Below are 21,537 nucleotides of genomic sequence, written 5' to 3'. Positions count from 1 at the left end.
GGCCACGGCCTCTCAGATCCAGCCGTTCGCCCGAGCCCGGTGGGCGGCCTCGATTCGGTTCCGGGTGCCGGTCTTGCCGATCGCTGCGGAGAGATAGTTGCGGACTGTGCTTTCGGACAGGTGCAGTCGCGTCGCTATGTCGGCGACCGTCGCGCCGTCCGCGGCGGTGACGAGGACGTCGCGTTCCCGATCGGTGAGCGGGTTCGGCCCGGCCGACAGTGCTGCGGCCGCGAGTGCCGGGTCGAGTACCCGCTCGCCGGCGAGCACTCGGCGTACGGCGGCGGCCAGTTGCTCGACCGGGCCGTCCTTGACGAGGAATCCGGCCGCGCCGGCTTCCATCGCTCGTCGCAGGTAGCCGGGGCGGCCGAAGGTGGTCAGGATCAGGGTCCGGCAGTGCGGCAGTTTCTGCCGTAGTTGTGCCGCGACGTCGAGGCCGCTGCCGTCGGGCATCTCGATGTCGAGCAGGGCCACGTCGGGGCGGGTCTCCAGGGCGGCCCGCAGTGCTTCGGCGGCGGTGCCGGCCTCGGCGACCACGTCGATGTCCGGTTCGAGGTTCAGCAGCAGGGCGAGGGCGCCGCGCATCATGCCCTGGTCCTCGGCGAGCAGAAGCCGGATCATGCGGTCATCATCGCTGCCGGTAGGTGTGCGGTCAGCTCGATCCCGCCGTTGGGCGCCGGGCCGTACCGCAGCGTGCCGTTGGCGTGTTCGACCCGTTCGGCGATGCCGCGCAGACCGTTGCCGGGTGACGGCTGGCCGCCCACACCGTTGTCGCGGACGGTGAGCGTCGCCCCGCTGCTGTCGACGTTCACCGCGATGTCGCAGCGGGTGGCCCCGCTGTGCCGCAGCACGTTGGTCACCGCTTCGCGCAGGACCCAGCGGAGCACGTCGTCGGCTTCGACGCCGAGGGCGTGTCCGGTTTCGTGGAGTGTGACGTCCACGCCGGTCTCGGTCAGGACGGTTCGGGCGTTGACCAGCTCGCGGGCGAAGCTGTGCTCGCGGTAGCCGGTGACGGCTTCGCGTACCTCGGCGAGCGCGGTGCGGCCGATTCGTTCGATGTCGGCCGCTTCGTTCGCGGCGCGTGCGGGGTCGGCCGGCGCGAGGCGGCGGACCACCTCGGCCTTTATCACGATCAGCGACAGGGTGTGTCCGAGCAGGTCGTGCAGGTCCTGGGCGAACCGGAGGCGTTCCTGCTCGACCACGGTGCGGGCGAGTTCCTGCTGGGTGCGGCGTAGTTCCTCGACGAGCCGGACGAACCGCACGAAGGCGATGGTGGATGCGCCGGCGAGCCCGGCGATCAGGGCGACGGGGGCGGTGTCGGCGACCGGCCGGGAGTGCGCGGCGCCGATCGCGAGGATGGTGGCGACGCTGCCGCCGGTCCAGGCGAATCCGACGGCCGGGCGGGCGAACCCCAGCGCGCCGGCCGAGCAGACGAACAGCAGCAGGACGAGCCAGCTGCCGGGCCCGGCGGCGTACGCGACGGCCAGCCCGATCCCGAGCAGCGCGACGACGGCCAGCCCGGCGTGGTGCACCGCGGGCCGGACCGGCAGTTGCAGCACCGGCACCGCCACCAGGCTCAGGTAGAGCAGCACGAAGACGATCAGCCCGGTCACCGCCACCGGCTGGTGTCTCGCCGCGTCGACGGTGGGCAGCAGGAACAACAGCCACGTCGTGTGCGCCACCAGGAGAAGGATCCCGCGCCGCCGGATGTTGCGGTCCCCGGACATGATCGTCACCGTATCCGCCGTCAGCGGCGTGCCGTCGAACGCCGGTACGCCCAGCCCGCGACCAGGGCGAATGCGGCTGTCCACGCGACCAGGATGGCCAACCCGGAGGCAGTGGGCGGGTGTCCGGCCGCGGAGCGCCAGCCGAGTTCGGCGTACCGGTAGGTCGGCAGCGCGTGCGCGAGGCTGCGCAGCCCGTCCGGGAAGTAGGCGGCGGGTGCGAGCAGTCCGCCGAGCGCGGACAGCGCGAGGAAGGCCAGGAAGGTGACCGGTACGGCCATCTGCGGGGACAGTCCGTAGCCGATGGCGAGTCCGAGCAGCGCGAACGGTGCCGTGCCGATCCACATGAGCAGCAGCAGCGCGATCCACCGGCCGGCCGACAGCCCGACGTGGTGTTGGAGCGCCGCGGCCACGCCGACCGCGATCACCGGCGGAATCGCGGTGAGGCTGCCGACGAGGGCTTTCGCGGCGACGACGTGGCCGGTCGGCAGTGGTGTGGTTCGCAGCTGGTGCAGCCAGCCCGAGGCACGCTCCTGGGACACCGCCGATCCGACCGTCAGAACGCCCGCGATGGCGCCGTACCCGGCCAGACCGACCATGACGGCGGCCGGTGCGGCCAGTCCTTCGAGGCGGTCGCCTGCCGACCATCCCGAGAAGATCAGGTACGTGGCCACCGGACCGAGGACCGAGAGAAACATCAGCCGAGGGTCCCGTACGACGCGGCGCATTTCGAATCGCAGGTAGGCGCGCATCAGTGCTCCGTCTCGGTGGCGGTGGACAGTCCGGTGAGAGCGAGGAACGCCTGGTCCAGGGAGACGCCGTCCCGCACACCGGCTTGCGCGCGGATCTGCGCCGCCGTCCCGTCGGCCACTACCCGGCCGGCTGCGAGCACCACGATCCGGTCGGCGTATTCGTCGGCCTCGTGCAGTTGGTGGGTGCTGAACAAGACGGTGCGGTCATCGCCCGCGTACCCGCGGATGGCGGTCCAGAAAGCCCGCCGAGCGGCAACGTCCATGGCGGCGGCCGGCTCGTCGAGGATCAGCAGGTCGGGGTCGCCGGCGAGGGCGAACGCGAAGCGGGCCCGCTGCGCCTCGCCACCGGACAGTCGATCGAGCCGACGGCCCGCGATCCCGGTCAGGCCTGCCGTGTCCAGGATCCGGTCGGTGTCCAGTGGTTGGGTGTACAGGGCTCGGGCCAGTTCGACCAGGTCACGGACGGTGGCTCCGGCCACGAACGCGCCGTCCTGCAGCATCGCGCCGATTCGGCCGGCCCGGATCGCCTCGGCGGGAGACCCGCCGAACAGCGTCACTGTGCCGGTGTCCGGCGGTGCGAGACCCAGGATCATCGAGATCGCGGTGGTCTTACCCGCGCCGTTCGGGCCGAGCACAGCGACCACGCTGCCCCGCTCGACGGCGAGGTCGAGGTTGTCGATGGCCCGGACGGAACCGAACCGTTTGCTGATTCCGGTGAGGCGTACTGCCAGGTCGTTCATGCCGATCACGCTACGAAGCAGCCGGTCTCGCGCGCAGAGCCGCGAATACCCGGTCGGCCGTGACAAATGTCCTGCGCCCCGGCCAGCGAGGGCAGGTGCGCCCAGCGGCCGGAACCGGGTGCCGGCGCGGAAACGACATTGAAACATTGACAGCCTTTAGTACGTTGCTCTAGCGTCGCGACCACTCGATACCGGCATCTCGAACTCAGTTCGAAATATCGACCGGCGGTCGACGCTGCTCGACGAGGGCACGGCCGGGCCGGTCGCCACCGTGGCGACCCCACCAACTCTGACGACAAATAAGCGATCGCACGTGATCGGTGCCGGCGACGCGCCCGTGCTCGCCGCCGTGCAGACACACCTGGAGCACAAGGAACGCGGAGTTCGTTAGGTACGCCTGTCGACGTGCGGTGGTGCGGAGATGAAGGAGGCGAATATCCATGGAGAACAACCCGGTGTGGTCCCGGCGCGGCTTTCTGGGGGTGGGGGTGGGGGTGCTCGGCGCAGCCGGTCTGGCCGCGTGTGGGGGCGACTCCGAATCTCCCCGCAAGGTGCAGCCGGAGGTTCCACAGGAGCTGATCGACGCCGCAGCGGCGATGAAGGGCTCCGCGATGGGGATGCTGTCGCAGAAGCTCTACTCGACGGCGGCGAACGACGCCCTCGACAGTTCGATCAAGAAGTTCGCCGACACCACCGGAACGAAGATCGAGAACAGTCTGGTCCAGGCGGACGCCGGTGACGTGGTGGCCAAGATCGACGCCGAGGTCAAGGGTGGGGTGGCGCGTGACCTGGCGTTCATGACCGACTCACGGTTCGTCGCGCAGTTCCAGGCGCTGGGCGACCTGGAGGACGTGACGGACGTCGTCACGGCGCTGACGGCCAAGTACGGCGAACCCTGCGCTGAGGCCAAGAACTACTGCGTCTTCGACGGCAGGTGGTTCGCGATCCCGTACCACTTCATCGGGATCGGGTCGTTCCTACGCAAGGACTGGATGCAGGACAAGGGCATCTCCCCCAAGGACGTCTACAGCTGGGAGGAGCTGCGGGATCTGTGCCTGGAGATCTCCGATCCGGCCAAACGCCGGTTCGGCTGGGGCATGACGGTGAACCGTTCCGGTGACGGCAACGGCATGATCGAGGCGCTGATCAACGCCTACGGCGGGTCGATCGCCTCCAACGACGGCCGGAAGGTCACGTTCGACTCCCCCGAGACGGTGCAGGCGGTGACCTTCCTGGGCGACATCTACACCAATCCCAAGTACAAGCCCATGCTGCCGCCCGGGGTGGCGAGCTGGACCGACACCAGCAACAACGAGAACTGGCTCGCCGGGGTCCTCGGTTACACCCGCAACCAGTTCAGCGTCTACGCAGACTCCAGGACCAAGAAGAACCCGGTGCACGCGAACACCCACGTGTTCTCCGACTGCATCGGGCCGGCGACCGACAATCCGCTGCTGCTCGGCCAGTCGCAGGGCTTCGTTGTCTTCAAGGGCGCCAAGAACCCGGCGCTCGCCAAGCTCCTGGCGCAGTACCTGGTCAGCGCGCCCGCGTTGCTCGGGGTGGCGAAGGAGGCGCCCGGCCTGGTGATGCCCGCCTGGGAGAAGGTCTGGGACGCCGACCCGTTCTTCACCAGCGGCGACCCGGCGTTCCCCATGCTTCGCAAGATCACTGAATTGACGCTGCCGCTGAACACGAAGAACGGCCTGGCCTTCCCGCAGAAAGCCAGCGCGGGCCAGCAGGCGGTGGGGTCGGCCTACGTCCTCACCGACATGATGCAGCAGGTCGTCCAGGGAGCGGCGCCGGCGCAGGCTGTGACGGCCGCCCACGCGAAGATGGTGCAGATCTTCAACCAGCAGGGGCTGCGGCAGTGAGGACGGTTCGTCCTGCGCGGGTCCCGACGGCGGGGAATTCCCTGCCGTCGGGGCCTGGCTCCCTCACGGCGACCCAGCGGCGGCTGGGTCGTGACTGGCGGCTGGCGACACTGTTCCTGGCGCCCATGGCCGTGCTGGTCGGCAGTCTCGTCCTCGTGCCGATCGCCCGGTCGATCGTCACCAGCACCACGGAACGGCACGGGCAGGACACCGTGTTCGTCGGCCTGGACAACTACCTCGCGCTCGTCGGCGACGAGCAGTTCCACACGGGCGTGGTGAACTCGTTCGTCTTCACCGCGTACGCCGAGGTGTTCAAGGTGGTGCTGGGGCTGTCGGCGGCCCTGCTGCTGCACCAGCGGCGACGAGGGCGGGCCGTACTGACCGGGCTACTCCTCGTGCCGTGGGTGGTGCCGACGGTGGTGACGGCGTTCAGCTGGCGCGCGCTGCTCGATCCGATCTTCGGCAGCGTCAACACCCTGCTCACCGCTACGGGCATCGGACCGCTGCTGGCCAGCGCGCACCTGGTCGACAGCTGGCCGGCGGGCTGGCTGTCCGACCCGTCACTGGCCATGCCGTCGGTGATCCTCGTCAACGTCTGGAAGGGGGTGCCGTTCTTCACCGTGTGTTTCCTGGCCGGGTTGAAGGCCATCCCGGCGGACCTCTACGAGGCGGCAACCATCGACGGCGCGTCGTCGTTGCAGCGGTTCACCCACGTGACGCTGCCCGGACTGCGCCACGTGCTCACCGTGACGGTGACGCTGTCGTCGATCTGGACGTTCAACAACTTCGACCTCGTCTGGCTGCTGACGCAGGGCGGCCCGGGTGACGTGACCGCGCCGTACGTGCTCGTCGCCTACTCGAAGGCGATCCTGCAACTGCAGTACGGCGCGGGGGCGGCGGTCACGCTCGTCATGCTGCCGATCATCGGCGGGCTGGTGTTCGTCCTGGTCCGGTTGCTGCGCCAGGACACCACCAGCAGACTGCCCCGACGACGCCAGGCAGCATGGTGGATCGGGGCGCGGCGGCGGGCCGGGACGGCGCGCAGGGCGCTGCCGTGGGCCGTCGCCGCAGGGGTCACCGGTCTGCTCTTCTGGGCGTCGCCGGAGATCTTCTGGAAGGCGGCGGTGGTGCTCGGGGTGATCCTGCTGGTCGCGGCGGCGGTCGGCCGAGTGGTCTCGACCCTCCAGTCCCGGGGCGGCCGCCGGGCGTCGTCCCTGGTGTCGGGCCTGGGGTCCGGTGTCGCGCTGGCCGGGTTGCTCTTCTTCGTGCTGGGCCCGCTGTACTGGATCGCCGTCACGGCCTTCAAGTCCGAGGGCCAGGTCGTCATGCGCACCGACGACCTGTGGCCAACGCCGTGGACCCTGGAGCAGTTCGGTGCCCTGTTCGACAACCAGCCGTTCGGCCGCTGGTACCTCAACACTCTGCTGGTGTCCGCGGCGTCCACCGCGGTGGCACTGGTCTGCGCCGCCCTGGCGGGCTACGCGCTGGCCCGGCTGCGGTTCCGTGGGGCGCAGGGCTTCACCGTCACGGTGCTGCTCACCTACGTGATGCCGGGCGCGCTGCTGTTCATCCCGCTGTACCAGATGCTCATCGGCGCGCGGCTCACCGACTCGTTGTGGTCCCTGGTGGTGACGTACCCGACCTTCACACTCCCGTTCGCCACCTGGCTGCTGGTGGGGTACTTCTCGTCGATCCCCGTCGAGTTGGAGGAGGCGGCGCTGGTGGACGGCTGCACACGCCTCCAGGCGTTCGGGCGGGTGATGCTGCCCCTTGCCAAGCCGGGGCTGCTGGCGGTCGCGCTCTTCACCCTGACCAACGCCTGGAACGAATTCCTCTTCGCCTTCGTGTTCATCACGAAGGACGAGTACAAGACGCTCCCCGTGGGGATGCAGTCGATGATCGCCGGAGACGTCGTACCACAGGGACAACTCGCCGCGGCGTCGCTGCTCGTCAGCATCCCCGTGGTGATCATGTACGCCCTCGGGCAGCGATTCCTGACCGAAGGACTCACCGCCGGCGCGGTGAAGGGCTGACCTGGCCCAGGGGCGGATGCCGGAGCTGACGATCGATCGCCGACATCGAGCAGGCGGAAGCGGACTCGCTGAAGTACCGGTACGAGTGACGGGTCGTATCGCTGGACGTCAGGGCAGTTCGTAGCCGGCTTCCTCGACCGCGGCACGTACCTCCGCGATGTCGAGAGGTCGGTCGCTCGTCACGGTGGCGGTGTCGCCCTCGACGTCCACCGCCACGGCGGTGACACCCGGGATCCGTTCGATCTCCTCGGTGACGAAGCCCGCACAGTGCCCGCAGGCCATACCGATCACCCGATAGCTGCTGACGGTCATGCCGGCAACGACCTCCGGTCGGGCGCCTCCGGTAGCGAGAGCGCCGAGCTGTTCTCGGCTGGGGCGGCACCGCTGGCCTTCACGGGGACCGACCGGGTGAGCATGTGCGCCCGACGCATCCGCCCATCGGCGGCGAACTGCCCGAAGAAATGGACGTCCACGCTGCCTTCGCGCTTGGCGGTCTGGAAGTGCAGTGTGTAGCGGGCGGCGATCCGGTCCCCGTCTGCTATCGCCTCGTGCACCTCCCACCGAGCGCCGGTCTGGTGTTTTCGCGCCGGACGGGTGTGCGCGATGAGCTTGGCGCGGTCCATCAGGTGGCCGTCGGCGACCTGCACAATGTCGGGCGTGTGGTACCGGTCGACGACCACCGCGGGATCGTCGTCGCCCCGAACCAGGTCGCTCATGAAGGAGGTGAAGAAGTTGGTGATGAACTCCTTCGGGTTGCTGCCATCGAGACCGCTCATGTCACCACCGTCAGCTCGCAATGTGGCCAACCTTTACGGCTTGTAAAATATCGACCTCCGAGAACTTTGGCAAGGTGTAAGAGATGAGTGCCTCAGCAGAGCGCAACCGACGCGCCGACGCACGCCGCAACAGCAGCACGATCCTCGACGCGGCAGTCCGACTGCTCGACGTCCAACCCGACGCGAGCCTCGACGCCATCGCCAGCGCCGCGGGGGTGACCCGGCAGACTGTCTACGCCCACTTCCCGTCCCGCGAGCACCTGATGGCCGCCGTCGTCCGACGGATCACCGACGAGGCCGCCGCCGCGATGGACGCCGCCGAGCCAGACAACGGATCCGCCACCGACGCGCTGATCCGCGTCCTCGACGCCGGCGCCCAGATCGCCGGGCGCTATCCGGTCCTCCTGCAGCAGATCGGGTCACTTCCGGTAAGCCCGCAGATCGACGAGGAACGCCACGCACCCATCGCCGACCGAATCAAGCGAGTGATCCAGCGCGGTCAGACGAGCGGCGAGTTCGACAAAGGACTCCGGGCCGACTGGCTGGCCGCGGTCACCATCAAGATCGGCCACGCCGTGGGCGAGGAGGTCGACGCCGGCCGGATGCCCCGGGCCGAAGCCGCCGACGCGCTGCGTACCGTCCTGATCAGGCTGCTGCGCGCCGGAGGGTGATCATGGGAGGTCACGATCGGTGCTGGTGGGCGCGGCAGGTTTCGAACCTGCGACCCCCCGCTTGTAAGGCGGGTGCTCTCCCACTGAGCTACGCGCCCGGATCGCCCGTGCGGCGGGCCGGTGGCTGGCAAGCTTACCTTGCTCGCCGCCGGCCCGAACGCACGGCGTACTCCGGTCAGCTGGTGGCTTCGGCGATGGCCTTGCGCCAGCCCTGCTGGTCGCGGGCCTCGCCCGGGCCGTTCATCTCGGCGAAGCGGACCACGCCGGTCTTGTCGATGACGAAGGTGCCCCGGTTGGCGAAGCCGGCGACGTCGTTGAAGACCCCGTACGCCTGGGCGACGGCACCGTGTGGCCAGAAGTCGGCCAGCATGGGGAACTGGTAGCCCTCACGGTCGGCCCAGATCTTGTGGCTGTAGACCGAGTCGACGCTCACCGTCAGCACCTGGACGTCGTCGTTCACGTACTCGCCGAGGTTGTCCCGCACCTCGCACAGCTCGCCCTGGCAGGTGCCGGTGAAGGCCAGCGGGTAGAAGACCAGTAGCACGGTGCGCTTGCCCCGGAAGTCCGAGAGCCGGACCTCCTGGTTGTTCTGGTCCTTCAGGACGAAGTCGGGCGCTTCTGCACCAACCTCGATGGGCATGCGAGATCTCCTCGGGTCGAGTCAGGAAAAACAGCACCAACCTGCCACCCGGCAGTGCGGACCGCCGGGCGAGCAATGCGGCGCGGGCTACTTCTTGGCCTTGGCCCCTCGGCGCAGCACCAGCCGTGCGCCGCTCCAGTCCCGTCCGGCGTTGACGGTCGAGGTCTGCTGAAGGCCGGCCGTGGGCGCGGACTCCGCGACCTCGCTCGGCTCGACGTGCCCGTCACGCCCCGCCTTCGGGGTGAGTAGCCACACGACCCCATTGTCGGCCAGCGGGCCGAGGGCGTCGACGAGAAGCTCGAAAAGGTCACCGTCGCCGTCGCGGTACCACACCAGCACCGCATCGACGACCTCGTCGGTGTCCTCGTCGACCAGCTCTCCACAGCGGTCGGTCAGGGCGTCCCGGAGATCCTGGTCGACGTCGTCGTCGTACCCCATCTCCATGACGACCATCCCCGGTTCGATTCCGAACCGGTCCGCCAGGCTGCGTACCCCGTCGGCGGCCTGACCAGCGGTCGCGCTCACTGTCGCGTGCCTCCTCATCTTGTCCCTGCTCGCGGCGTCGGTGTCGACGCCGTCAGGCAAAGTCCACACAGTTGTGCGTCCGCGCGCAAGTGGCGCACCGGGTGGATCGGAATTTACCGTGCCAGCAGCGTACGGGCACCGTCGGTAATGGCTTCCGCGGAGACCAGAACCTGACGTGCTGCCGGACCTAATGGTACAAACGAGTCAACTCCCGCCACTCGCCGTGCGGCACCGACATATCCGGCGTCGACCAGCGCGGCGATCACCCCCTCGCCGACCCCACCGGAGCGGCGTGTCTCGTCCACGACCAGCACCCGGCCGGTCGCCGACGACTCGCGGATGATGTCGGCCACCGGCAGCGGGGCCAGCCAGCGCAGATCCACCACCCGGGTGCCCACCCCCTCCTCGGCGAGGACCGCCGCGGCCCGCAACGACATCCGCACCCCGTTACCGAAGGTGATGATGGTCAGGTCCTCGGCCGAGCCGACCCGGTAGACCCGAGCCCGCCCGATCGGCACGTGCCCGGACACCCACCCGCCCGGCTCCGGATAGCCGGCCAGCCACTCCCCGTCACCCTCCGCGTACAGGTCGCGGGTGTGGTAGAGCGCGATCGGCTCCAGGAACACGCACACGCTGCCATCCACCGCCGCGCTGGCCAGGCAGGTCCGCAGCATGGGCGCGGCGTCGTCCGGCCGCGCCGGCACCGCGACCACCAGACCAGGCACATCCCGGAGTACGGCCACCGAGTTGTCGTTGTGGAAGTGCCCGCCGAACCCCTCCTGGTACGCCAGCCCCGCCACCCGCACCACCATCGGGTTGCGGAACGCCCCCTGCGAGAAGAACTGCATGGTGGCCGCCTCGCCGCGCAGCTGATCCTCGGCGTTGTGCAGGTACGCCAGGTACTGGATCTCCGGCACGGGCAGCATCCCGGCCAGCCCGGCGCCGAGGCCCAACCCGAGAACCGACGTCTCGTCGAGCAGCGTGTCGAAGACCCGGGCCGCCCCGAAACGGTCGCGCAGCCCCTTCGTCACCCCGTACACGCCACCCTTGGCGGCCACGTCCTCCCCGAAGATCGCCATCTGCGGGTGGTCCAGCATCCCGTCGGCGAGCGCGGCGTTGATGCTCTGCGCCAGCGTCATCGGGCCGGTCAGCTCCGGCGGTTTACCGCCGAACGCCTCCGCCCGGGCACCCGCACCGGGCCCGCTGGCCCGTGCCGCGGCGTCGGCCACCGCCCGTGCCACCCGCACCGGGCGGCGGGGCGCCAGCGCCGACACCACGTCGGCGGCGGCGACCAGCTTCGGCTCGCCCAGCACCTCCTCGGCCAGCCGGCGGACCTGCCAGCCGGTCTCGTCGTAGCGGGCCAGCAACTCATCTCCGGTCGCCACGCCGGCGTCGACGAGCAGCCGCGCGGTGGCGGCCACCGGGTCCCGGTCCAGGTCGTCGGCCAGTTCGGCCGGGCTGCGGTACGCCGTTTCCGCGTCCGCCCCGGCGTGTCCCATCAGCCGTACGGTGCGCAGGTGCAGCACGGCCGGCCGCCGGGTACGGCGTACCCAGGCCGCAGCCTCGGCCGTCACCGCGTACGTCCGCACCGGGTCGGCACCGTCCGCGCTGAAGTAACGGATGCCCGGCTTGGCCCGCAGGGTCGCCTCGACCCAACCCTCCGGTGAGCGGACGCTGATGCCCAGCCCGTTGTCCTCGCAGACGAAGAGCACCGGGATGCGCAGCCCGGCGTGGTCGTACCAGCCGGCGGTGTTGAAGGCGGCGGTGGCGCTGGCGTGGTTGACCGAGGCGTCGCCGAAGGAGCACACCACGATCGCGTCCGGCGGCCACGGGGCGTGTGCGGCACCCGCCCCGCTGCCGACGCGCACCCCGGCCCCGGTACGTCGCCCGGCGCTGTCCAGCCGGCGCAGCCGCTCGACGGCCAGTCCCATCCCGACCGCGCGGGGCAGGTGCGAGGCGATGGTGGAGGTGGTCGGCACGATGGCCAGGTCGGCCCGGCCGAACACCTTGTGCCGACCGCCGGCGATCGGCTCCTGGCTGGACGCGACCATCCCGCGCAGCACGTCCCGGGCCGCCTCCGCGTACGCCGCGAACCCGCCGGCGGACGGCTCCGGGTCACCGGACGGCCCGGACCGGGACGGCTCGGTCCCGGACCGCTCGGACCCGGACCGCTCGGTCCCAGACCGCTCGGACCCGGACCGCTCGGACCCGGACCGCTCGGACGGCTCTGAATGTGCGGACCATTCCGGATCCCCGGACCGCCTCCGAATCCCGGATGGCTCCGGATCGGCGGTTGGCTCCGGATCGGCGGTTGGCTCCGGATCGGCGGAGGGGTCCGGACCGGCGGCTGCCTGTGCGGCGCGGCGGCAGTAGAAGGCGCCGGAACGGTAGTGCAGCAGCGCCGGATCGGTCGGGCGCAGCGCGGCGGCGACAGCGGCGTTGCCCTCGTGCCCGGCCGAGCCGATGGTGTAGAAACCCTCCCCGAAGCTGCGCAGCCAGCGGCCGGCGAGGTCGAGCTGCCGGCTGGTCACCTGCGCGTCGAACAGGTCCAGCACCTGCGCGCCGGTCAGTGGGGCGTCTTCGGTGACCGGGTCGGCTGGGTCACGCCGCCGCTGGACGGCGGGCAACGCCGCCAGCGTCTCCCGGAACCGGTCGTCGAGATCTTGCGGCGTGGTCACGTGGGACAGCATTACCGACGGGAGCCCTGGTCGCCCAGAGGGACACGGTTGGCGCGGGTCGACTCACTCCGGCCCACAGGGCTCCGGACAGCCACCGTCGGACACCTTCCAGACCAGGTCGCGAAGGGTGCTCAGCTCCCGATCGGTCAGCCCGGACAGGAGTCGGGAGTCGGACATCACGCCGGTCACCTGGTTTCGGACGTCGCGGCCCTCCCTGGTCACCACGAGCGTCTTCTGCCGACGGTCCGCCGGGTCGGTGCGACGCTCGACCAGCCCGGCCTGCTCCAGCTTGTCGACAAGCACCGTCACGTTCGATCGGTCGCAGCCCAACCGCTCGGCGAGATCGCGGGCGGGCAGCGGGTGGTCCGGGTCCAACTCGTGCAGCGCCCGGGCGGCGGCCGGGGTGAGCCCCAACTCAGCGAACGCGGAGCCCTGCCGGTGCCGCAGGGCGGTGGTCAGGTGCGCCATCCGGCGCACCACTTCGGCGGCGAGATCGGCCCGATCCTCCGGTCCACCCGCTGGGGCACCCGCCTCCTGCGTCACGGCCACATCGTACGCAGCGCGCAGTTCGTCCCTGTTCGGCGATCGGGTTCGGGCACACCGGCCGGACGGACAGCACCGGCCTCCATCCGCCCAGCCTCACGATACGTACGAGACGGAGGTTGGCCCTCCGGGTCGCGCAAAATCCTGGTTGTAGTGGCATTCCGCGCGCCCGACACCACTAGATCCAGGATCGAGCACGATCTTGACGCGGAACGCGGGGGCGCGGGACGCGGGTCAGCCGGGGAGGAAGGAGAAGCGGACCTGGCGGGTCGGGTTGTCGCCGTTGGTGTCGACCAGGCAGATCGACTGCCAGGTGCCGAGCGCGAGCCGCCCGCCGAGCACCGGCACCGTGGCGTACGGGGGGACGAACGCCGGCAGCACGTGGTCGCGGCCGTGGCCGGGCGAGCCGTGTCGGTGCCGCCAGCGGTCGGTGGTGGGGAGCAGGTCGGACAGCGCGCTGAGCAGATCGTCGTCGGAGCCCGACCCGGTCTCGATGATCGCCAGGCCGGCGGTGGCGTGCGGCACGAAGACGTGCAGCAGGCCGTCGTTCTCGCCGGAGACGAACTGCTGAGCCTCCCCGGTGATGTCCCGGACGGTCGGTCGGGAGCCGGTTTGGACGGTGATCAGGTCGCTGCGCATACGTCGCATTCTGCCGCAGGCACGGGTCAGGAACCGCCGCCACCGCCACCGGACCAGCCACCGCCGGACAACAGCACGCTCATCCCGGGGATCGCCGCGAGCAGGCCGATCGCCACAACCGCACCGCCGGCAGCCGTTCGTCGTCGCCCGTCCGTGCCCGTACGGCAGGACGCCCGAGCAAGGGCCGATGGGCCCCGTCGCGCCAAGTTACCGACGAGTACATGTGTTCAGCATCGCGTCGGAGGGGTCTAGGCGTGACGGCGGGTGGCACCAGGGGGCAGGATGGCGCTAGAGACCTATCCCACACACAACCGAGGGAACGCCTGTGGCTACGGAACGCAAGCGCCCGGTGATCAGCGACGGCCTACCGAGCCAGCTTCCGGACATCGACCCTGAAGAAACCAGCGAATGGGTCGAGTCGCTTGACGGTGTCATCGACGATCGCGGTGCCAAACGCGCCCGGTACGTCATGCTGCGCCTGCTGGAGCGGGCCCGTGAGCGCCAGGTCGGGGTTCCGCCCCTGACCACCACCGACTACATCAACACCATCCCGTCGGAGCGCGAACCGTGGTTCCCGGGTGACGAGCACGTCGAGCGGCGGATCCGGGCGTACGTCCGGTGGAACGCCGCCATGCTGGTGCACCGGGCACAGCGCCCGGAGATCGGCGTCGGCGGGCACATCTCCACCTTCGCCAGCTCGGCGTCGCTCTACGAGGTGGGCTTCAACCACTTCTTCCGGGGCAAGAACCACCCGGGCGGCGGCGACCACATCTTCTACCAGGGTCACGCCTCGCCCGGCATGTACGCGCGGGCGTTCCTGGAGGGTCGGCTCAGCGAGCACCAGCTCGACGGGTTCCGTCAGGAGCTGTCCCACCCGGGCGGTGGGCTGCCTTCGTACCCGCACCCGCGGTTGATGCCGGACTTCTGGGAGTTCCCCACCGTCTCGATGGGTCTCGGCGGTCTGAACGCGATCTACCAGGCCCGGTTCAACCGGTACCTGCAGCACCGCGGCATCAAGGACACCTCGCAGCAGCACGTCTGGGCGTTCCTGGGCGACGGTGAGATGGACGAGCCGGAGACGCTCGGTGCCATCGGCGTGGCCGCCCGCGAGGAGTTGGACAACCTCACCTTCGTGATCAACTGCAACCTGCAGCGGCTGGACGGCCCGGTCCGGGGCAACGGCAAGGTCATGCAGGAGCTGGAGTCGTTCTTCCGGGGTGCCGGCTGGAACGTCATCAAGGTGGTCTGGGGCCGCGAGTGGGACCCGCTGCTCGCCGCGGACACCGACGGCGCGCTGGTCAACCTCATGAACACCACGACCGACGGCGACTACCAGACCTACAAGGCGGAGTCGGGCGCGTACGTACGGGAGCACTTCTTCGGCCGCGACGCGCGGACCCGCAAGATGGTCGACCCGCTGAGCGACGACGAGATCTGGAACCTCAAGCGGGGTGGGCACGACTACCGCAAGCTCTACGCGGCCTACAAGGCGGCCACCGAGCACACGGGTCAGCCCACCGTCATCCTGGCGAAGACGATCAAGGGCTGGACGCTCGGCTCGCACTTCGAGGGCCGCAACGCGACCCACCAGATGAAGAAGTTGACGCTGGAGGACTTGAAGACCTTCCGCGACCGGCTCTACCTGGACATCCCGGACTCGGCGCTGGAGGACAACCCCTACCTGCCGCCGTATTACCACCCGGGCGAGAAGTCCGAGGAGATCGCATACCTCAAGGAGCGGCGCGAGCAGCTCGGCGGGTACCTGCCGTCCCGGCGGACCAGCACCAAGCGGCTGGCCATCCCCGGCCCGGAGCGGTTCGCCGACGTCAAGCGCGGCTCGGGCAAGCAGAAGGTGGCCACCACGATGGCCTTCGTCCGCCTGCTCAAGGACATCATGAAGGACAAGGAGTTCGGCAAGCGCTGGGTGCCGATCATCCCGGACGAGGCGCGTACCTTCGGCCTCGACTCGATCTTCCCAACCGCGAAGATCTACTCGCCGCACGGCCAGCGCTACACCTCGGTCGACCGGGAGCTGTTCCTGTCGTACAAGGAGTCGACCACCGGGCAGATCCTGCACGAGGGGATCAACGAGGCCGGCTCGGTCGCCTCGTTCACCGCGGCCGGCTCGGCGTACGCCACCCACGACGAGCCGATGATCCCGATGTACATCTTCTACTCGATGTTCGGGTTCCAGCGGACCGCCGACGGGCTGTGGGCAGCCGCCGACCAGATGGCCCGAGGCTTCCTGCTCGGCGCCACCGCGGGGCGTACGACGCTCAACGGCGAGGGCCTGCAGCACGAGGACGGCCACTCGATGCTGATCGCCGCCACCAACCCGGCGGTGGTCGCGTACGACCCGGCGTTCTCGTTCGAGATCGCGCACATCATGGAGCACGGCCTGCACCGGATGTACGGGGACGCGCAGGAGAACGTCTTCTACTACCTGACGGTCTACAACGAGCCGATCCTGCAGCCGGCCGAGCCGGCCGGTGTGGACGTGGAGGGCCTGCTCAAGGGCATCTACCGCTACTCCCCGGCGCCGCAGGTCGACGGCCCGAAGGCCAACGTGCTCGCCTCGGGCACCGGGATGCAGTGGGCGCTCAAGGCCCAGCAGTTGCTCGCCCAGGACTGGGGGGTGGCCGCCGACGTCTGGTCGGTGACCTCCTGGACCGAGCTGCGCCGTGACGCCGTGGAGGCCGAGGAGTTCAACCTCCTCAACCCTGGCGCCGAGGCGAAGGTTCCGTACATCCAGCAGAAGCTGGCTGATGCGGACGGCCCGAAGGTCGCGGTCAGCGACTGGATGCGGGCGGTGCCGGATCTGATCGCCCGCTGGGTGCCTGGCGACTACACGTCGCTCGGCACGGACGGCTTCGGCATGTCGGACACCCGGCACGCGCTGCGCCGGCACTTCCACGTCGACGCCGAGTCGATCGTGGTGGCCACGCTGCGGCAGCTCGCCCGCAGCGGCGCGGTGGCGGCCACCGTGCCGGCCGAGGCGGCCAAGAAGTACGCGATCGACGACGTCAACGCCGCCCCGGTCGGTGAGACCGGCGGCGACAGCTGACAAGAGCACAACCCAGAAGGGCCCGGCGCCAACGCGCCGGGCCCTTCTGGCTGCAGTCCCCGGCCCGACAAAGGGCGGGAAGGGCAGGAGGGGCGGTGGTCCGGAGTCCCTGGCGGGGATCCGGACCACCGCCGGGGCGGGTGACGCCGGGAGGATGTGCGCTCGTCAGCCGACGGCGGCCAGGTCGGTGAGCCGGGCCAGCGAGTCCTCCAGGTCGGCGCCGACCCGACGCAATCCGAGGCGCAGCAGGGCCGCCTTGACCGGGCCGGCCGGCCAGCGGACCACGATGAGCCGCACGATCGTGCCGCCCTCCTCCTCGTCGGAGGTGAGCTGGACGTAGATCTCGGTGCGCGCCTCCGCACGAGCACCGGCGCCCTTGGCCCGTTCCCGCCAGCCGATCAGCGTCGGCTCCTGGTAGGCGATCACCTCGGCCTCATGCGCCGAGCCGCGCCCCGCCTGGACCAGTTGCCGCCGCCCGAAGCCCTCTCCCGAGAGCACTTCGGCCGCGCGGACCCCCGCCAGCCAGGCCGGTAACTGCTCGGCCCGCTGCACGACATCCCAGACCACTTCAATTGGCGCCGCCACGTGCGCACTGCGTTCAACGAGGATCATTTCCGTCTTCCTCCGGTGAGGACATCCCACGATATCGGCACTCTATGCGTTAAATCGGACTTACCGGGACGGGTTCGGAAAAAGACACGCCGATCAACCATTGCGGATTGCGCCATTGCGGCCTATGGCGCATTCATCGAGAGCGCCCTAAAGTCCCGAGCACGTTTCACGTTGACCGGAGGGCGCATGTCGATCGCACCGATGCCCCGGTACCCCACCGGCTTCCGCTGGGGCGTCTCCACATCGGCCCATCAGATCGAGGGCGCCGTCACGGCCGACGGCCGTGGTCCGTCCATCTGGGACACCTTCGCGCGCTCCCCCGGCCGGATCAGCGACGGCAGCAGCGGCGAGGTGGCCTGCGACCACTACCACCGGCACGGCGAAGACGTCGCACTGCTCGCCGGGTTGGGCGTCTCGGCCTACCGCTTCTCCATCGCCTGGCCCCGGGTGCAGCCCACCGGCGCCGGCCCGGCCAACGCCGCCGGGCTGGACTTCTACGACCGACTGGTGGACGAGTTGCTGGCCGCCGGCGTCGACCCGGTGGCGACCCTCTACCACTGGGACCTGCCGCAACCCCGCGAGGACGCCGGCGGCTGGCTGCACCGCGACACCGCCGCCCGCTTCGCCGAGTACGCCGATCTGACCGCCGCCCGACTCGGCGACCGGGTCCGGCTCTGGATCACCCTGAACGAGCCGTTCATACACATGAGCCTCGGCTACGGCACGGGCGAGCACGCCCCCGGCCGGACGCTGCTCTTCGACGCCTTTCCCGTCGCCCACCACCAACTGCTCGGGCACGGTCTCGCGGTCGCCGCACTGCGGGCCCGCACCGCCAGCCCGGTGGCGATCGCCAACAACTACTCGCCCGTGCGGGTGCTCAGCGACCGCGACGCCGACCGGGCCGCCGCAGCGACGTACGAGGCGCTGCACAACCGACTCTGCACCGACCCGCTGCTCGGCCGCGGCTACCCGGACCTGCCCGGCCTCGACCCGAGCGTCGTCCACCCCGGCGACCTCGACACGATCGCCGCGCCGATCGACGTGCTCGGGGTCAACTACTACAACCCCACCGGGGTACGGGCCGCCGAGGAGGGTTCAGCTCTACCGTTCGACCTCGTGCCGCTGGACGGCTACCCGCGTACCGCCTTCGACTGGCCGGTGGCCCCCGACGGGCTGCACGAACTGCTCGGCTGGCTGCGCGACACGTACGGCGACGCGCTGCCGCCCATCGAGATCACCGAGAGCGGCTGCGCGTACGACGACGTACCGGACGCGGACGGGCAGGTGGCGGATCCGGAGCGGATCGCGTACCTCGACGGGCACCTGCGGGCGGTCCGGGCCGCCATCGACGACGGGGTCGACGTGCGCGGGTACTTCGTCTGGTCGCTGCTGGACAACTGGGAGTGGGCCGAGGGCTGCACCAAACGCTTCGGCCTGGTCCACGTCGACTACGCCACCCAGACCCGTACGCCGAAGTCCTCGTACACCTGGCTGCGGGACGTGATCGCGGCCTCCGGGGACGGGTCGGCGCGGTGACCACCCTCGACCCGACGCCGGCGTCGCTGCCGGCCGCGCTCGCCGAGCCGACCGTGCCGGTGCGGCGCGGCTGGATCGGTCTGATCTTCGCCGCCAACCTCGGGGTCTGGATGGCGTTCTTCACGCCCATCCAGGTGCTGCTGCCGCAGCAGATCGAGCTGATCGCGCCCGGCGACAAGGAGAACATGCTGGCGGTGGTCACCGGCCTCGGTGCGCTGGCCGCGGTGCTCGCCAACCCCCTCGCGGGCGCGTTCTCCGACCGGACCTGCCTGCGGGTCGCCGGCCGGGAGTTCGGTCGGCGACACGTCTGGACCGCGGGCGGTGCTGTGCTCGGCGCGGCGGCCCTGGTGCTGCTGGCCCAGCAGCGGACCATCCTCGGCGTCGCCCTCGGCTGGGTCGCCGCACAGGTCTGCTTCAACGCGATGCTGGCCAGCCTCAGCGCGGCCATCCCGGACCGGGTGCCGGTGGCGCAGCGCGGCGGCGTCTCGGGTTGGGTGGGCATCCCGCAGGCGCTCGGGCTGGTGCTCGGCGCGGTGCTGGTCACCGCCGTGGTCACCGGCAATGCCGCCGGCTACCTGGCCATCGCGGTGGCCATCCTGCTGCTGTCGCTGCCGTTCGCGCTGCTCACCCCCGACGAACCGCTGCCGCGTACGCATCGGCCGGTGTTGCGGACGCGGGCACTGCTGGCCTCGATGTGGATCAGCCCGCGCCGGCACCCGGATTTCGCCTGGGCCTGGATCACCCGGTTCCTGGTGCAGCTCGGCAACGCGCTGGGCACCCTCTACCTGCTGTACTTCCTCACCGACGGGGTGCGCCACCCCGATCCCGAGGGTGGCCTGCTGGTGCTGATCCTGCTCTACACGCTCGGCATGATGCTGACCGCGGTGGTCGCCGGCCGGATGTCGGACCGTTCGGGGCGCCGCAAGATCTACGTGATCGCGTCCGGGTTGATCATGGCAGTGGCGGCGCTGCTCCTCGCAGTCGCGCCGGTCTGGCCGATGGCGATCGTCGCCGCGCTGCTGCTCGGCGCCGGCTACGGCGTCTACCTCTCGGTGGACGCCGCGTTGATCACCCAGGTGCTGCCCCGGGCCACCGACCGGGCCAAGGACCTCGGGGTCATCAACATCGCCAACTCGGCGCCGCAGGTGCTCGGCCCGGCGCTCTCCGCCCCGCTCGTGGTGTACCTGGGCGGTTATCCCACGCTCTACGCGGTCACCGCCGTGGTCACCCTGATCGGCAGCGCGCTGGTCGTCAAGATCCGCTCGGTTCCCTGAGTCGAGGCCCCTGGCGGAATGCGCTCGACCGTCGCCGTAGGCTGGGGGACGTGACAGTACGTGTGCGCTTCGCCCCCTCCCCGACCGGTATGTTCCACGTCGGCGGCGCCCGCTCGGCGCTGCAGAACTGGATCTACGCCAAGCAGCAGGGCGGCGTGTTCGTGCTGCGCATCGAGGACACCGACGCGGCGCGCAACAAGCCCGAGTGGACCGAGGGCATCCTCTCCGCGCTGGACTGGATCGGCATCTCCCGGGGCACCTACGAGGGCCCGCACTTCCAGTCGGAGAACGCCGGCGAGCACCGGGCCGCCGCGGCCCGACTCTACGAGTCCGGCCGCGCCTACTACTGCGATTGCACCCGTGAGGACGTGCAGGCCCGCACCGGCTCGCAGTACCAGGGCTACGACGGCTACCACCGCGACCGCAACCTGGGCCCCGGGGTGGGGCACGCGCTGCGCTTCCGTACGCCGGACGAGGGCACGACCGTGGTGGTCGACCTGATCCGCGGCGAGCCCACCTTCGAGAACCGGCTCATCGAGGACTTCGTCATCGCCCGGGGCGACGGCTCGCCGGTCTTCCTGCTGGCCAACGTCGTCGACGACATGACCATGGGGATCACCCACGTGATCCGGGCCGAGGAGCACCTGCCCAACACGCCGAAGCAGCAGCTGCTCTGGGACGCGCTCGGGGTCAAGCCGCCGGTCTGGGCGCACGTGCCGGTGGTCGTCAACGAGAAGCGGCAGAAGCTCTCCAAGCGCCGCGACAAGGTCGCGCTGGAGGCGTACCGGGACGAGGGCTACCTCGCCGGCGCGATGCGCAACTATCTGATGCTGCTCGGCTGGGCACCCTCCGGGGATCGGGAGATCGTCCCCTGGTCGGTCATCGAGGACGAGTTCCGGCTCGACGAGGTCAACCCCTCCTCCGCGTTCTTCGACGAGAAGAAGCTGCGCGCGTTCAACGGCGAGTACATTCGGGCGCTGCCGGTGGCCGAGTTCATCGACGCCTGCCAGCCGTGGCTGACCGGCACCGGGACCATCGCGCCGCCGCCGTGGCAGCCCGAGGAGTTCGACGCCGAGGCGTTCGCCGCGGTCGCGCCGCTGGCCCAGACCCGGCTCGCGGTGCTCAGCGAGATCGTGCCGAACGTCGACTTCCTCTTCCTGGCCTCGCCGCTGATCGACGAGGCCGCCTGGACCAAGACGATGAAGGACGGCTCGGCCGAGCTGCTGGACGACGCCATCGCGGCGTTCGAGGCCCTGGAGGCCTGGGATGCCGATTCGCTGAAGTCGACGCTCGAGGCGGTCGGCGCCGAGCGTGGCCTCAAGCTCGGCAAGACGCAGGCGCCGGTCCGGGTCGCGGTCACCGGCCGCACCGTGGGACTGCCACTGTTCGAGTCGCTGGAGGTGCTCGGTCGCGAGCGCACCCTGACCCGGATGCGCGCCGCCCGACTCCGCCTGGTCTGAGG

The 21,537-nt window shown here is 70.3% G+C and carries 18 protein-coding genes, 1 tRNA gene and 2 pseudogenes; 7 read left to right on the top strand and 14 right to left on the bottom strand.

Translation table 11 applies throughout. From position 1 onward, the window contains the following. Positions 1-12: 12 nt before the first annotated feature. The 4 genes from C7C45_RS22475 to C7C45_RS22460 are packed head-to-tail and all read right to left on the bottom strand — an operon-like array spanning position 13 to position 3,213. Positions 13-618 carry a response regulator transcription factor gene (locus C7C45_RS22475; protein WP_110565664.1) on the bottom strand — a complete coding sequence of 202 codons (606 nt, stop codon included), beginning with the start codon at positions 616-618 and terminating at the stop codon, positions 13-15. Beyond that, the gene (locus tag C7C45_RS22470; RefSeq protein ID WP_110565663.1) at positions 615-1,808 is read right to left on the bottom strand and encodes a sensor histidine kinase; all 1,194 of its coding nucleotides are present in this window, start codon (positions 1,806-1,808) and stop codon (positions 615-617) included. The genes C7C45_RS22475 and C7C45_RS22470 overlap by 4 nt, the downstream gene beginning before the upstream one ends. Further along, positions 1,745-2,473, bottom strand: coding sequence for an ABC transporter permease (locus tag C7C45_RS22465; protein WP_110565662.1), 729 nt, complete (start codon positions 2,471-2,473; stop codon positions 1,745-1,747). Before C7C45_RS22465 ends, C7C45_RS22470 begins: the two co-directional genes overlap by 64 nt. Continuing rightward, on the bottom strand, positions 2,473-3,213 hold the full coding sequence (locus C7C45_RS22460; RefSeq protein WP_110565661.1) for an ABC transporter ATP-binding protein: 741 nt from the start codon (positions 3,211-3,213) through the stop codon (positions 2,473-2,475). Before C7C45_RS22460 ends, C7C45_RS22465 begins: the two co-directional genes overlap by 1 nt. Before the next feature lie 440 nt (positions 3,214-3,653). On the opposite strand from C7C45_RS22460, the gene C7C45_RS22455 reads away from it, so the two are divergent. Together C7C45_RS22455 and C7C45_RS22450 are read left to right on the top strand one after the other, a co-directional pair. After that, on the top strand, positions 3,654-5,084 hold the full coding sequence (locus tag C7C45_RS22455) for an extracellular solute-binding protein (protein WP_110565660.1): 1,431 nt from the start codon (positions 3,654-3,656) through the stop codon (positions 5,082-5,084). A gap of 125 nt (positions 5,085-5,209) precedes the next feature. Further along, positions 5,210-7,117, top strand: a complete 1,908-nt coding sequence (locus C7C45_RS22450) for an ABC transporter permease (RefSeq protein ID WP_244200500.1) — start codon at positions 5,210-5,212, stop codon at positions 7,115-7,117. A 108-nt stretch (positions 7,118-7,225) separates the two neighbouring features. On the opposite strand, the gene C7C45_RS22445 is transcribed toward C7C45_RS22450, so the two are convergent. Then, positions 7,226-7,429, bottom strand: a complete 204-nt coding sequence (locus C7C45_RS22445; protein WP_110565658.1) for a heavy-metal-associated domain-containing protein — start codon at positions 7,427-7,429, stop codon at positions 7,226-7,228. Continuing rightward, positions 7,426-7,893 (bottom strand): nuclear transport factor 2 family protein, encoded by a 468-nt coding sequence (locus C7C45_RS22440; RefSeq protein ID WP_110565657.1) that lies wholly within the window; start codon positions 7,891-7,893, stop codon positions 7,426-7,428. The genes C7C45_RS22445 and C7C45_RS22440 overlap by 4 nt, the downstream gene beginning before the upstream one ends. Positions 7,894-7,976: 83 nt before the next feature. Between C7C45_RS22440 and C7C45_RS22435 the strand changes: the two genes are divergently transcribed. Continuing rightward, positions 7,977-8,564, top strand: a complete 588-nt coding sequence (locus C7C45_RS22435) for a TetR/AcrR family transcriptional regulator (RefSeq protein ID WP_110565656.1) — start codon at positions 7,977-7,979, stop codon at positions 8,562-8,564. A 23-nt stretch (positions 8,565-8,587) separates the two neighbouring features. On the opposite strand, the gene C7C45_RS22430 is transcribed toward C7C45_RS22435, so the two are convergent. The 7 genes and pseudogenes from C7C45_RS22430 to C7C45_RS22405 all read right to left on the bottom strand — a co-directional run bounded on the left by C7C45_RS22430 (position 8,588) and on the right by C7C45_RS22405 (position 13,589). Beyond that, positions 8,588-8,662: transfer RNA gene (locus C7C45_RS22430), tRNA-Val, on the bottom strand. A 77-nt stretch (positions 8,663-8,739) separates the two neighbouring features. Continuing rightward, entirely contained in the window at positions 8,740-9,204 is a 465-nt protein-coding gene (locus C7C45_RS22425; protein ID WP_110565655.1) for a peroxiredoxin, read from the bottom strand. A gap of 87 nt (positions 9,205-9,291) precedes the next feature. Beyond that, positions 9,292-9,729 carry a DUF3052 domain-containing protein gene (locus C7C45_RS22420; RefSeq protein ID WP_110565654.1) on the bottom strand — a complete coding sequence of 146 codons (438 nt, stop codon included), beginning with the start codon at positions 9,727-9,729 and terminating at the stop codon, positions 9,292-9,294. A 113-nt stretch (positions 9,730-9,842) separates the two neighbouring features. Then, positions 9,843-11,819 (bottom strand): annotated as a pseudogene (locus C7C45_RS22415) (thiamine pyrophosphate-dependent enzyme); the annotation flags it as partial. 248 nt (positions 11,820-12,067) lie between these two features. Next, positions 12,068-12,419 (bottom strand): annotated as a pseudogene (locus C7C45_RS35735) (transketolase); the annotation flags it as partial. Between the two features lie 51 nt (positions 12,420-12,470). Beyond that, positions 12,471-12,875, bottom strand: a complete 405-nt coding sequence (locus tag C7C45_RS22410; protein WP_110565771.1) for a MarR family winged helix-turn-helix transcriptional regulator — start codon at positions 12,873-12,875, stop codon at positions 12,471-12,473. Between the two features lie 309 nt (positions 12,876-13,184). Then, on the bottom strand, positions 13,185-13,589 hold the full coding sequence (locus C7C45_RS22405; RefSeq protein ID WP_208641252.1) for a YjbQ family protein: 405 nt from the start codon (positions 13,587-13,589) through the stop codon (positions 13,185-13,187). Positions 13,590-13,914: 325 nt separating this feature from the next. Between C7C45_RS22405 and aceE the strand changes: the two genes are divergently transcribed. Further along, the gene (gene aceE / locus C7C45_RS22400; RefSeq protein WP_110565651.1) at positions 13,915-16,653 is read left to right on the top strand and encodes a pyruvate dehydrogenase (acetyl-transferring), homodimeric type; all 2,739 of its coding nucleotides are present in this window, start codon (positions 13,915-13,917) and stop codon (positions 16,651-16,653) included. A 165-nt stretch (positions 16,654-16,818) separates the two neighbouring features. Here the strand turns inward: aceE and C7C45_RS22395 are convergent, their stop codons facing one another. Then, complete coding sequence (locus tag C7C45_RS22395) at positions 16,819-17,265, bottom strand: SRPBCC family protein (RefSeq protein WP_110565650.1); 447 nt, start codon at positions 17,263-17,265, stop codon at positions 16,819-16,821. A gap of 186 nt (positions 17,266-17,451) precedes the next feature. Here C7C45_RS22395 and C7C45_RS22390 point away from each other — a divergent pair, with 186 nt between their 5' ends. The 3 genes from C7C45_RS22390 to gltX all read left to right on the top strand — a co-directional run bounded on the left by C7C45_RS22390 (position 17,452) and on the right by gltX (position 21,535). After that, complete coding sequence (locus C7C45_RS22390) at positions 17,452-18,801, top strand: GH1 family beta-glucosidase (protein WP_110565649.1); 1,350 nt, start codon at positions 17,452-17,454, stop codon at positions 18,799-18,801. Continuing rightward, positions 18,798-20,075, top strand: a complete 1,278-nt coding sequence (locus tag C7C45_RS22385) for an MFS transporter (protein ID WP_110565648.1) — start codon at positions 18,798-18,800, stop codon at positions 20,073-20,075. The genes C7C45_RS22390 and C7C45_RS22385 overlap by 4 nt, the downstream gene beginning before the upstream one ends. Positions 20,076-20,137: 62 nt before the next feature. Further along, entirely contained in the window at positions 20,138-21,535 is a 1,398-nt protein-coding gene (gene gltX / locus C7C45_RS22380; RefSeq protein WP_208641259.1) for a glutamate--tRNA ligase, read from the top strand. The last annotated feature ends 2 nt before the right edge of the window (positions 21,536-21,537 follow it).

This window comes from Micromonospora arborensis (assembly GCF_003205615.1).
Lineage (GTDB): Bacteria > Actinomycetota > Actinomycetes > Mycobacteriales > Micromonosporaceae > Micromonospora > Micromonospora arborensis.
Note: the sequence above shows the minus strand (reverse complement) of the source record. Positions and strands in the feature narration are given on the sequence as shown.